At 61.1% G+C, this 12,525-nt stretch carries 8 protein-coding genes and 4 pseudogenes; 4 read left to right on the top strand and 8 right to left on the bottom strand.

Annotated elements, in window-relative coordinates:
• Positions 1 to 1,508 precede the first annotated feature (1,508 nt).
• The 4 genes and pseudogenes from XH85_RS12020 to XH85_RS47295 all read left to right on the top strand — a co-directional run bounded on the left by XH85_RS12020 (position 1,509) and on the right by XH85_RS47295 (position 4,829).
• Positions 1,509 to 2,618: an S-(hydroxymethyl)glutathione dehydrogenase/class III alcohol dehydrogenase gene (locus XH85_RS12020; protein ID WP_128932013.1), complete on the top strand. Its 1,110-nt coding sequence runs from the start codon at positions 1,509 to 1,511 to the stop codon at positions 2,616 to 2,618.
• Positions 2,619 to 2,650: 32 nt separating this feature from the next.
• A complete protein-coding gene (gene gfa, locus XH85_RS12015) occupies positions 2,651 to 3,214 on the top strand; it encodes an S-(hydroxymethyl)glutathione synthase (RefSeq protein WP_128932012.1) in 564 nt (187 codons plus the stop codon).
• A gap of 185 nt (positions 3,215 to 3,399) precedes the next feature.
• Positions 3,400 to 4,092 (top strand): annotated as a pseudogene (locus XH85_RS47300) (amidase family protein); the annotation flags it as partial.
• Between the two features lie 77 nt (positions 4,093 to 4,169).
• Positions 4,170 to 4,829: an amidase family protein gene (locus tag XH85_RS47295; RefSeq protein ID WP_276486097.1), complete on the top strand. Its 660-nt coding sequence runs from the start codon at positions 4,170 to 4,172 to the stop codon at positions 4,827 to 4,829.
• A gap of 289 nt (positions 4,830 to 5,118) precedes the next feature.
• On the opposite strand, the pseudogene istA reads toward XH85_RS47295, so the two are convergent.
• The 8 genes and pseudogenes from istA to XH85_RS47290 form a co-directional block, all read right to left on the bottom strand.
• Positions 5,119 to 6,026, bottom strand: a pseudogene (gene istA, locus XH85_RS12005) (IS21 family transposase); the annotation flags it as partial.
• A 127-nt stretch (positions 6,027 to 6,153) separates the two neighbouring features.
• Positions 6,154 to 7,149: a tyrosine-type recombinase/integrase gene (locus tag XH85_RS12000; RefSeq protein ID WP_128930216.1), complete on the bottom strand. Its 996-nt coding sequence runs from the start codon at positions 7,147 to 7,149 to the stop codon at positions 6,154 to 6,156.
• Between the two features lie 165 nt (positions 7,150 to 7,314).
• Entirely contained in the window at positions 7,315 to 7,707 is a 393-nt protein-coding gene (locus XH85_RS45830) for a tyrosine-type recombinase/integrase (protein ID WP_245474230.1), read from the bottom strand.
• 370 nt (positions 7,708 to 8,077) lie between these two features.
• Positions 8,078 to 8,536 (bottom strand): tyrosine-type recombinase/integrase, encoded by a 459-nt coding sequence (locus tag XH85_RS46400; RefSeq protein WP_245473794.1) that lies wholly within the window; start codon positions 8,534 to 8,536, stop codon positions 8,078 to 8,080.
• Positions 8,458 to 9,300, bottom strand: coding sequence for a tyrosine-type recombinase/integrase (locus XH85_RS11990; RefSeq protein ID WP_245474021.1), 843 nt, complete (start codon positions 9,298 to 9,300; stop codon positions 8,458 to 8,460). Before XH85_RS11990 ends, XH85_RS46400 begins: the two co-directional genes overlap by 79 nt.
• 123 nt (positions 9,301 to 9,423) lie before the next feature.
• Positions 9,424 to 9,763: pseudogene (locus tag XH85_RS11985) on the bottom strand (helix-turn-helix domain-containing protein); the annotation flags it as partial.
• Between the two features lie 530 nt (positions 9,764 to 10,293).
• Positions 10,294 to 11,487, bottom strand: a complete 1,194-nt coding sequence (locus tag XH85_RS11980) for an IS91 family transposase (RefSeq protein WP_128931969.1) — start codon at positions 11,485 to 11,487, stop codon at positions 10,294 to 10,296.
• A gap of 9 nt (positions 11,488 to 11,496) precedes the next feature.
• A pseudogene (locus XH85_RS47290) lies at positions 11,497 to 12,314 on the bottom strand (tyrosine-type recombinase/integrase).
• Between the last annotated feature and the right edge of the window lie 211 nt (positions 12,315 to 12,525).

Genomic DNA, 12,525 nt, shown 5'->3' with positions numbered 1-12,525 from the left:
GAGCAGCTGTTTGTATATTAGGTTGTTTGGCCAAAATCGCCTCTCAGCTTGACAAGTCCGAGGACGGGGCGGTCCAAAGCCGGCGATGATCATTAAACTGGCAGGTTGCACAACTTCGTAGGCGACTGTTTGACAGCCGATGAGGCGAGTAGGGAAAAATCGACCGTCCGTTGAAATACTTCAAAGTAAACTAGCCGGACGCAGAATTAAATCGATTGCGATCGTCTATTGCACCAAAAAGGCTCGATTGCGCACTGCATTAGGAAGGCTTGGTGATGTGCTCCGACGGAGTGCGCTTCGTCACCGAAGAGGGGCATCCTAGTCGAGCAGTTGCGCTTGGTACCCACACACGTCGCAAGAGTTTGGCAGTCCCGGTGCCGCTTGAGTGCCGCCCGCGCTGTTGCGACGCTACGCGCAAGAGGGGTTATCCATAGGCGCCGACAGGAGGCGAGCATGCGCAAATCATTCCCATATGTCCCGCGGTGGCCGACAAAGTGCGATGCGGTGGGAAGCTTGGCCTAATTCGCCACTACTTTTGGCGTACGGCCCTTTGCTCGAAAAGATGTCTGGATCACTTCAAGGCCCGCCGGGAAGCCGATCACAAATGGCTTCGTCAGATCCTGGCCGCGCAAATCCTTACGCCAATTTGCCGGGGCGCCGCACAAGTCGAACGCAACCGCTAACCGAGGCCGTCATGGCGCTCGGTTTTGCAAGCCGACGCGTAGAATGGAGGAATAGGTGCGAGAGGCATCAGCAACTATCATTGGTTTGAATGCTTACAGGACGAAGAAGCGTGCTGGGGCTGAGCGCTCGGGTGTCGAATGCTGCTCGACCGTCTTCGATGAGGCGCTCATGCCCTTCTACATCATTGGCAAATTCTTGCCCGTGTACAGGTAACTTGGCTGGATATGCTCGTGTCATTATAATATCCTCAATTCCTCCGAGCCGAGGTAGGATCAGTAGGCGGAAGTGCTAGCCAAGACGAGAACGATTTTGATGCGTTTTACTCCGCATTGAATTGCTCAAGTGGGCTATGCAAGTCCCGCTTGATTGTTCCAGGGCGCGCGGCTGGCCTGCCGTCGTGTATTGGTCTTTCGCTTGAAAGCTATCTGGCTACGATCGCTTAGGTCAATGAGGGGTCTCTTTGTCTACCTCTCAAAGGGCTGCCTCAGTGGCTTGTCAAGGATGCGGCTGCCAGCGAACTCGGTACTTTGTGCTTGGGGCGCGTACGAAATCCTTCGAATAGTAACATTCGGAGAGGCATTTGAGCGTGAGTGCCCCCAAATTTGCATCAATCGAGACCCAAATATTTTTAAGCTCGGTGATTGTCACTGCGTCGATGCCGCCATCAAACTGACGTGGACTGCATAATCACAAGTCTCATAGCTTCCATAGTTTATCCTGCCTCGACCTCTCTCAAATCAGCCGGTTCCAAATCACGCACGGTCAACGTGTATGATGTTTGTTGGATGGCGGCTTGGCGTCACTAGAATGCCGAAGGATATAGAATGAAGACCCGTGCCGCAGTCGCATTTGAAGCAAAGAAGCCGCTTGAGATCGTCGAGCTCGACCTGGAAGGCCCCAAGGCGGGCGAGGTCCTTGTCGAGATCAAGGCGACGGGCATCTGCCACACCGATGCCTATACGCTCGACGGTTTCGACAGCGAGGGCATCTTCCCCTCGATCCTCGGCCACGAAGGCGCCGGCATCGTTCGCGAGGTCGGCGTCGACGTGAGCTCGGTCAAGGTGGGCGACCACGTGATTCCGCTCTACACGCCGGAATGCCGGCAGTGCAAAAGCTGCCTGAGCCAGAAGACCAATCTCTGCACCGCGATCCGCGCCACGCAGGGCAAGGGCGTGATGCCCGACGGCACCAGCCGCTTCTCCTACAAGGGCAAGCCGATCTACCACTACATGGGCTGCTCGACCTTCTCGAACTTCACCGTGCTGCCGGAAATCGCGGTCGCAAAGATCCGCGAGGACGCCCCCTTCGACAAGAGCTGCTACATCGGCTGCGGCGTCACGACCGGCGTCGGCGCGGTGGTCAATACCGCAAAGGTGACGCCCGGCTCCAACGTCGTCGTGTTCGGCCTCGGCGGCATCGGGCTCAACGTGATCCAGGGCGCCAAGATGGTCGGCGCCGACAAGATCATCGGCGTCGACTTCAACGACGGCAAGGAAGAATGGGGCCGCAAGTTCGGCATGACGCATTTCGTCAATCCGAAGAAGGTCACCGGCGACATCGTCGCGCACCTCGTCACGCTGACCGACGGCGGCGCCGACTACACCTTCGACTGCACCGGCAACACCAACGTGATGCGCCAGGCGCTGGAAGCCTGCCATCGCGGCTGGGGCGTCTCGGTGGTGATCGGCGTTGCGGAATCCGGCAAGGAGATCGCGACCCGGCCGTTCCAGCTCGTCACCGGGCGGGTCTGGAAGGGCACCGCCTTCGGCGGCGCGCGCGGCCGCACCGACGTGCCGAAGATCGTCGACTGGTACATGAACGGAAAGATCCACATCGATCCGATGATCACCCACGTGCTGAAGCTCGACGAGATCAACAAGGGCTTTGACCTGATGCACGAGGGCAAGTCAATCCGTTCGGTCGTCGTATTCTGAAATCAAACACCAAGCACTAAGAGGATAGGTCAATGACTGTCCATATCCACCCGTCGGTCGACAATGGCGTCAAACAAGGCACCGTCAGTTTTGCCGGTGGTACGCTGGTCTGCAAATGCGCGGACAAGCAGGTCAAGGTCGGCATCAAGGGCGATGTTGCCCATAACCACGCCTGCGGCTGCACCAAGTGCTGGAAGCCTGCGGGCGCCACCTTCTCGGTGGTCGCGGTGGTGCCGCGCGAGAACCTCACCGTGCTGGAGAATGGCGACAAGCTGAAAATCGTCGACGCCGCGGCGGCGATCCAGCGCCAGGCCTGCACGGGCTGCGGCACCCATATGTACGGACGGATCGAGAACAAGAACCATCCGTTCTATGGCCTCGACTTCGTCCATCCCGAGCTGTTCCGGGAGTCCGGCTCGGCGGCCCCGGGATTTGCCGCCTTCGTGTCGTCGGTGATCGAGTCCGGCGTCAAGCCGGCCGACATGGCCGGGATCAGGTCACGGCTGAAGGAGCTTGGGCTTGAGCCCTATGACTGCCTGTCGCCGCCGCTGATGGACGCGATCGCCACCCACGTCGCGAAAAGCAAGGCAACCTGAAACAGCCTGCCCCACACGCTGGACCGTCGCTTTCCTCCAGCGAAATTGAGCCATCCCGATTTTATACGGTAACCAAGGCTGTGGGACGAGGCTTTATCTGTCGAACATGAGCCAATGCTCCAGGTCGGAGCATTGGTGCGCGTTAGCAGCAGCCGAGCGCGAACGCAAAAACGCAGGAGATCGTGATGACGAAGTTGAGCGTGGGGTCGAGTTTGCCGACAGAGTTGTGGAAGTGGGACGCAGTTGATCTCGCGTGCGAGATCCGGCGCGGTGCGGTATCCAGCACAGAGGTTGTAAAATCCTGTCTGGACCGTTTGGATCGGGTCGATCCGAAGGTGAATTCCGTCGTCGTTCCCACCCCAGAGGCGGCGCTCAAGGCAGCTGAAGCTGCGGATGCCGCCGTCGCGCGCGGTGATACTTTCGGCGCTTTGCATGGCGTCCCCGTCACCATCAAGATCAATGTCGATCAGGTGGGCGAGGCATCGAGCGACGGAGTCGTCGCATTCCGGAACAATATTGCTACCGAAGACAGCCCCGTCGTTGCAAATCTGAAGTCGGCTGGCGCTGTAATAATTGGCCGGACCAATACGCCTACCTTTTCCTTTCGTGCGTTCACCCACAATGAGTTGCATGGGCACACGATGAACCCGTGGTCCGAAGCTCACACACCAGGCGGATCGAGCGGCGGAGCAGCGACTTCGGTTGCGGTAGGCATTGCCCCGATCGGTCACGGCAACGACATTTCGGGGTCGATCCGGTATCCAGCCTATTGCACAGGCGTAGCTGGACTGCGTCCAAGCTTTGGGCGCGTGCCAGCGTTTCAGCCGTCCGCGAAGCGTGAACGTCCACTATCTGGGCAGCTTTTCTCGGTGCAAGGACCGCTCGCGCGGCACATCCGCGACATCAGTCTGGCGCTGGAGGTCATGGCAAAGGGGATCCACGAGATCCGTGGTGGGTGCCGGCACCGTTGCAAGGGCCGCCGCTGCCGAAGCGAGTCGCTGTGTCGGTCGACCCTACGCAAACCGGCGTCAATCCGGTGGTTGCAGAGGCGGTGCAACGTGCTGGAAGGCTGCTGGAGGAAGCGGGTTACACCGTGGAGGCGGTCGATCCTCCAGACTTTTTCGCAATCTTTGAGGACTGGTTCAAAATCATCAGGGCCGAAGCCCCGTATTACTCCACTCCCTTGATACAGCAATATGGAGACGATCGCCTGCGGAAGCTGCACGCGAACGATATGAAGGATGCTCCGGCGACCGACACGTATCAATATATGGAGGCTCTTGCGCGGCGAACGGGGTGGATCAGGCGCTACAACATTTTCATGCGCGACTTTCCATTACTGCTTCATCCTGTTTCGTCTGAGCTACCACTAGAACACTCACACGATCGCGACGATGCCGAAAGCCTGAACTGGATGCGTCGCATCATGGTCCCGTGTTACACACTCGCCGTTCTCGGGTTGCCCGCCATTTCAGTGCCGACCGGCCTATCTGGTGGCCTGCCGACCGGCGTGCAAATTGTCGGGCCTCGGTTTAGGGAGGATATTTTGCTGGAAGCAGCAGCCGTCATCGAGGCCGGCTGTCCCATGGAAACGCCAATTGATCCGAGATTTTGATGACTCTTGAGCGTGCGGCGTTTCGTTTCCGGACGCCGAGACGGTCGCCAAATGCCATGGTGGAGTGCCTTAATGGTCCGCAAGTATACTAGGCGAACCAAGGCCTGCTCATTCTGCCATACGCTCGGCATCGTCTATAGATCAAGTATCCATCTCATGGACATACTTCGTTCACACTCCTGGCGACGACCCGGAGGTCTTCGCCGATCTGCAGTAAGTTCTGCCAGGCAGCTCTAGTATGAGACCGTTCGCCAGGTCCCACGCTAGAGCCCTACGCGCTGGTCGCCGGGCCGATCGCAGCGGCGTCCTGGCGGATGCGCGCGATGGTCCAGCCGGCGTAGCGGCGATGGCTGGAGGCCATGTGCTCCGGCACGGTGGTATGCTTGTGATTGCCGCTCATGCGCTGATGCGCGGCAATCCGCTCGCCCTTGTGGAAGATCTCGACGGTGCGGGCGGTGAACCGGACCTCGACCTCGGCACGCGCGAAGCGATGCGGAACGCTGTAGTAGTGCTTCTCCACCTCGACGTGGTAGTCGAGGCTGACCGGCGGATACGCCACTCGGCGAGCACGTAGGGGCTCGCCGGCAACGGCTTGAGCGCCGGCCGGTCGACCTCCTCGAGCAGCCGACGGCGCGTCACGCCGAGCCGCTCCTCGTTGAGCCTGGTCAGCAACTCGCCGATCGCTGCGTTGACCTCGGCGAGGCTGTAGAAGACGCGGTGGCGCAGGCGGCCGAGCAGCCAGCGCTCGATGATGAGGACGGCTTGCTCGACCTTGGCCTTGTCGCGCGGCTTGCGTGGTCGCGCCGGCAAGACGGCCGTGCCGTAATGCGCGGCCATCTCCGCATAGGTGCGATTGATCTGCGGGTCGTAGAGGCTCGCCTTGATGACCGCGACCTTGGTGTTGTCGGGCACCAGCAGCGCCGGCACGCCGTCGATCGCCGCCAAGGTGCCGACGTGGGCGCTGATCCAGTCGGCAAGCCCCTGGGTCCACGTCGCCTGCGCATAGGTGAAGTTCGAGGCGCCGAGCACGGCGACGAAGACCTGCGCCGTCCTCCGCTCGCCGGTGAGGCGGTCGACCACCACCGGCACGCCGTCGCCCGCGTAGTCGACGAACAATTTGTCGCCGGCCGCATGCGACTGGCGCATCGTCACCGACAGGCGGCCCTCCCAGGCGCGGTAAAGCTCGCAGAAGCGCGAGATATGTGATCGTGAACATATCTCGCGTTATGTTGCCGCCAGATTTATGTTGTCGCTGCTGGAGCGAGCCAAGGATTGCGCCAATTTCCTCGGCTCGCTCCGCAACATAAGAGTGTGACCTTTCGACCTACAGGGCCTTCAGGAATGCCATCAACGACGGGAGAGAGGGTTGCCGAGGCGGCGGCCTCAGACTGCTGATGTCGACCCTGGCTAACGCCTCTGCTTTCATTTCCAGGTCGACTTCAGCATAGATGTGCGTGGTGTCTAATGACACGTGGCCCAGCCAAGCACGGATCGTGTTGATGTCGACGCCGGCGCGCAGCAGGTGCACCGCCGTTGTGTGCCGAACCGTATGTGGGCTTACGCGCTTCGTCGCCAACGTCGGCACCGTTTCGCCCGCCATGGCGGCATATTGCGTCACGAGACGGTGTATTCCGAAGCGCGTCAAAGGCTGGTTCGTCCGCCCGAGAAAGACCGCTTCACTTTTGTTCCGGTCGGCCACAAGACGAGTCAACGAGGTTGCGGTCGTTGACCACAATGGACAGATTCTAACCTTGTTGCCCTTACCGTGAAGTCGCACTGACGGAGACGCACCCAGTTGGAGATTGCCGACCGTCAATTTTGCTGCCTCATCGGCGCGAGCACCGCTGTTGTATAGGAAAAGCAGCAGAACATGGTCCCGCACCCCAAGACTCGTGCGTCTGTCAGGTTGATTTAGCAACGCGTCCATCTCGGCCTTTTCGAGGTATCCGATCGCGGTCTTGGCCGTCTTCTTGAACGGCACTGCCCGTATCTCGGAACACCAGGCCAGGTGGATCGGCGAACGCGTCCCGATAAAGCGCGCCAGTGAATGGATGGTCGCCAGCCGTTGGTTGCGGGTAACCTCGCTGCACCGGCGATCGCGCTCCAGGTGGTCCAGGAACTTGCGGACGACTTCCGGCGTCAGCTCTTCCACGGTCATGCGATCGATGGCGCAGCCTCCCTGCTTGCTGGCGAACGGCAGCAACAATGTCAGCGTGTCGCGGTAGCTGGCTTGGGTGTTGCGGGAAAGATTGCGCTCGGCGACCAGATGTTCCAGCAAGAACCGCCGGATCCACGGACCAAGCAGGCTCTTATCCTTCATGGTCGGCCTCCATCGCGTACAGGGCAAAGCGCTCGCTGGCCGCCTGGAGGAGATCTGGCGTCATCTGCAAATAGCGCTGGGTTGAACGGATATCGATGTGGCCAAGGTAGGTGGCGAGTTGCGGAAGCAGTCGCTGCACCTCCTGGCCGGAGCGATACCATGCAATTACCCGGTGCACCGCGGCTGTGTGGCGAATATCGTGCAGCCGTGGAGGTCGAGGCTCGCCGACAGGGCAACTGATTCCGGCGGCCCGGCGGACATGCTGAACCAGGAGATGACCCGCACATAGTGCCACGGTCGACTGCCGCGCGTAGTGAATAATGGAGATTCTTGCCCGCGCGGCAGAGGGAGCCGGCGACGGCGCTCGACGTACTCGACCAATTCCTGGTTGAGCTTTGGTCCGATAGGCACGAGGCGCGTTTTGAAGAACTTCGTGTCACGGACGGTGATGACCTGATCAGTCAGATCCACGTCTTGCAGGACCAAACGAAGCGCCTCGCCAATGCGCATGCCGCTTCCGTACAGCAATAAGAGGAGCGTACGGTACATAGCTGGCACATGAGGGCGATGCCCAACCTCCAGGATCGAGGTCGCGTCCAACAGGCGGCGCAGTTCTTCCGTGGAATAAACATAGGGCGTTTGTTGCGGCAGCAGCTTTGGAAACGATGTCGGCAGTGGGAGGATGCTGCGTACCCGCGACTGATGGCGAATCGATAAAGGCCGCTCAAAACCCTATATCGCAGCATCCAGGTGGCACTGAGCGATCCTTTGCCTTGGAGGAACTCGGCTACCGCCTCTGGGGTGACTTCGCCGATATCTCGATTGCCCATCGCTCGGCAGAACCTACGGAGCAGAACCTCAGCCGACTCGAAACGCGCCCCCAGTGAGCGCTGCTTGGCCAGATAGGCGTCGACAACATGGGTCAGCCTCATTGGAGGCCTCCCAGGTCGAACGCTCCGACCTCGCGAAGCGCCTGCATGTTCACCTTGGCGTAGATGCTGGTTGACGCCGCGCTGCGATGTCCCAAATGGTCCCCGATCTCCTTTATCGACAGACCTTCGGCGAGAAGCCGGGAGGCGCAGGCGTGGCGCAACGCATGGCCACCGCGGTGGGCAGCGTCGATTCCAAGTGCAACAAATCTGCGGTTGGCGACATCATAAATGCTCCCTGCCTTCAACGGTCGACGGGGCGCGTGCATGCAGAGGAACACTTCCGGGCACGATGATAGCGGCCGCACCGTGTCGATGTAGCGGGCGAGCGCCTCAGCCGCAGAGGGAACCAGGGGATAGATCTGCGGCTGCCGGCGCTTCAGGCGGAAAAGCCGTAGCGTCCTACCGGCCCAGTCAATCTGATCAAGGCGCAATGCCGCCGCTTCGCCGCTGCGCATCCCGTAGACCGCGAGCAACAGCAGGATCGCACGATCGCGGATGTCCCGGGGTTGTCAGTCTCGGCGTCGGCCAACATGCGCTGCACGTCGAACCACTCTGGGGCATACGGCAGCGACTCCTGACGATAAAGCCGAGGCCGGCAAATCGAGGCCGCTAAGCGGTCCGTACACATTCCCCGCTTTGCCGCGTAGCGCAGAAATCCCCGCAAGGCAGAGGCTGTGTTGGCCACCGAAACGCGGGACCATCGTCCCGTCGCCTGGGCGACAAAATAGGCGTCAACGTCTTCAGGCTGAAGGTCCCTGAGTTGCCGGTTGGTTTTGTCGCACCAGCGCAGGAACCTGCCGATTATCCGGCTCCATTGCTCCACCGTCGATGGCGAGAATCCGCGCTCATTGCGCATCCATGTCACATACTGGTCGAGTTGGCTCTGGTACTGAAACACGACGGTTGGTTCACGCCACCAACCGAGAAATCGAAGCCAAGGCCGTCCGATGTCGACCACTCTTCGTGCTGCGGTGGCAGCCCCCGTCAGGCGCAGACGCTCGGTCGCGATCCGTTGGAGTGCCTCGATATCGATGCCCTGCGAAGCATCTGGACCGAGACGTGCGGCAATCCGCAACAGCTCGTTGCGCTTGATCTTGAGAGAAGCTGCGGTCGCACCGGCTTCTGCACAGTGGCGAAGGTACCGGTACCGCTCGTCGGTGAATGGCGCGTCATCACGGTGGGGTACGGTCAAGGGAATGGAATATATCGTCTGATCCATAGCGAGCCTCCATTGGACAAAAGGTTCGCTACCCAGACGTCGAATTATGTTGCGTGAACAATGCCCGCAGAGCTCAGGCTCCCGCAATTATCGCTCCTCGCACAACATAAATCTGGCCGCAACATAACGCGAGTACCGGTATCCGCCGGGCTCGGCGGCAATGTACTCCTCCCACAGGATCGACAGCGTCACGTGCTTGCGCTTGAGCTCGCGGTGCACCGCCGCCAGTCGGCTCGGCGATGCGGCGGTGACCCTGCCGGTTGCCGTTGCCGGTCTTGGCGAACAGGCGGGCCTCCAGGGCCGCGTCCGTGAGTTCGTCGGGCAACGGCCAGCTCAGGCCTGCGGCCTCGAACCGCCGGATGGTCAACCGCACTGTCGAGGGCGCCGCGCCCATCCGCCGCGCAATCTCGCGGCTCGGCAGTCCAGCCGCCTTCATCCTGATCACATCGCGCACACGGCGCATCGCAAGCCTCTCCGTCGGCATCCAGGGTCCCCCTTCGCAAAGCCGAAAGGGACGACCTATGGGAGCCAGAAGAGGCCTCGTCACCCGGGCGACATCATCCCGGAAGCATGGGCGACTTCATCTCGGAATGGGTGGGCGACTTCAAATCGGAATGGTGGGCGAGATCATCTCGAATACTGGAGGGTTCAAATAGGTCCCGCGTCACAGATCTCGCCGCAAGTCCAGCGCGGGACCTATTTGAAGCTGGATTGAACGAAGCCGCGTCTTGTGAGCGCGGACCTATGGGGGTTCGATCTAGGCGCCGGTAGGCGCGATTGACCCGATGTCGGGCCCGCGAGCGAGTGTGGCCGCAGATTGTCGCTGATGTTGGCAGCAAAGGATGCCGCCGTCGATAGCGTCGAACGGCGCGTCAAGCCCAGGCGGCTGACTATCGCCCGTTCGGCGGGCGTTGTGAGCGTGCTTGATCGTTCCGACGGAGAACGTCGGCAGGGCAGCGCGTGCAGTGGGAGCGGACAAGTCGAGGTCGTCGGTCATGATGTATCGCAGCGAGGTGCTGCGCGTCGCTGCGCTGGCGCACGCGGCACAGGTCCAATCTCGACCATGCGGCCTCCGCAGATGGGGCACAAGTCGAGGCGGTGACCAAGGAGGATGGCGCAGCGCTCACGATAGTTGACAGCTTCGGCAGGCGGAGGTGGCTGCGGCGCGTCAAGCGCCGCTCGGATGCGCGCGAGTTTGGCGGCGCGGCAGGCGTTCGCCAGGAAACCAAAATGACGGATGCGGCGGAACCCCTTCGGCAATATGTGGAGCAGAAAGCGACGAAGGAACTCCTCAGTGTCGAGTGTCATCACTTTGGATTTGTTGCCAGCGCGATAATCCTTCCACCGGAAGCGGACGTGGCCCTGGTCACAGCTAAGGAGCCGGCCGTTGGCGATCGCAACGCGATGGGTGTAGCGCCCAAGATAGGCCAGAACCTGTTCTGGTCCGCCGAAGGGACGCTTGGCGTAGACGACCCACTCGACCTTGCGGAGGGCGTTTAGATGGCTGGCGAATGCCGCTGGCTCGACGAGGTGCGCGAGATGGCCGAAGAATTGGAGCTTGGTGCCATCGAACGCCGCCTGCAGGCGCTCCAGGAATAGCCGACGATACAATCGTGACAGGACGCGAACGGGAAGGAAGAAGCCGGGGCGACAATGAACCCAGCTTCCATCAGGGGCGATCCCGCCGCCTGGCACGAGGCAATGGGCATGTGGATGATGCGTCAGGGTCTGGCCCCAGGTATGGAGAATGGCGATCATCCCGGTCTCGGCACCGAGATGCTTCGGGTCGGCGCTGATGAGACGGATCGTCTCGGCTGCTGCCTTGAGCAGGATGTCGTAGACCACCGCCTTGTTCTGCAGCGCGATGGCGGCCACGGGCGCCGGCACGGTGAAGACGACATGGAAATAGGGGACCGGCAGCAGGTCGGCCTGGCGCTCGACGAGCCATTGGGCGCGCGCGAGCGCTTGGCACTTTGGACAGTGCCGATCGCGACAGCTGTTATAGGCGACGCGGACCAGGCCGCAGTCGTCGCACCGCTCGACGTGGCCGCCGAGCGTCGCTGTGCGACACGCCTCGATGGCCGCCATCGCACGGCGCTGATCGGAGGACAGCCGAGGACCCTGCGCGGCACGGAACGCGCCGCCGTGGCGGCGGAGGATGTCCGCCACCTCGAGCACGGGGCGCATATGCGCAGCTCAGTCGGGTGGGATCACCCTGACGGAGAGTCCATCGAATGGGCTGGTCGTGCGGGCGAGCAGATTGGTCGCGACCTGAGCGTAGCGCGCGGTCGATCCCAGCTCGGCATGTCCGAGCAGAACTTGAATGATGCGAATGTCGATCCCGCTTTCCAGGAGATGGGTCGCAAACGAGTGCCGGAGCGTATGGACAGTAATCGGCTTGGCAAGCCGAGCGCGGCGGCGGGCGGCGCGGCAGGCCGCCTGGACGCAGCGGACGCTGACATGTTCACTGGGGTCTTGGCCTGGAAATAGCCATAGCCCGGTCGGGCTCGCATCCAGTACGTGCGCAGAATCTCCAGCAGTCGCGGAGAAAGCATCGCGTAACGATCCCTGCCGCCCTTGCCGTTCTCGATGTGGATCAACATTCGTTTGCTGTCGATCGAGCTCACCTTCAGGCGGACGACTTCACTAGCCCGTAAGCCAGCCGCATAAGCCGTCGCCAGCACGACGCGATTGCGCACCCCTGTAACCGCGTCCAGGAAGCGCTCGATCTCTTCGGCACTAAGCACGAGCGGGAGCTTGTCAGGCTTCTGGCCACCGATGATCCGCTCGAATGCCTCCGTCTGCCCGAGTGTGACGCCGTAGAAGAACCGCAGCGCGCAGGCCACCTGATTGATGTGGGACCACGAACGCTTTTGGCCGATGAGATGCAGTTGATAGGCGCGGACCTGCTCGAAACTCAACCGGTCCGGGGCGTAGCCGAAATGGCGGCTAAACTTTGCGATCGCATAGATATAGGATTGTTGAGTCGACGGCGACAGATTGCGGACCGTCATGTCCTCGATCATGCGCTGCCGAAGAGGGCTCATGGTAGCCATCTGGGTCTCCTGTCTTGAGAGGGGTGGTGCGAAGACCAACATCCTCTCAGACAGGACACCTCAGTTCACCAGGCTTGCCCCCACTCCCGCGTAGCGGGTTCGTTCAATGGTGGGCGAGATCATCTCGGAATAGCAGGCGACATCGAGCGGAATCCGCATCCGCCCCTTC

Origin of the sequence: Bradyrhizobium zhanjiangense (assembly GCF_004114935.1) — a bacterium.
Classification (GTDB): Bacteria; Pseudomonadota; Alphaproteobacteria; order Rhizobiales; family Xanthobacteraceae; genus Bradyrhizobium; species Bradyrhizobium zhanjiangense.
The sequence above is the reverse complement of the archived record's forward strand: the minus strand, read 5'-3'. Positions and strand labels throughout refer to the sequence as shown.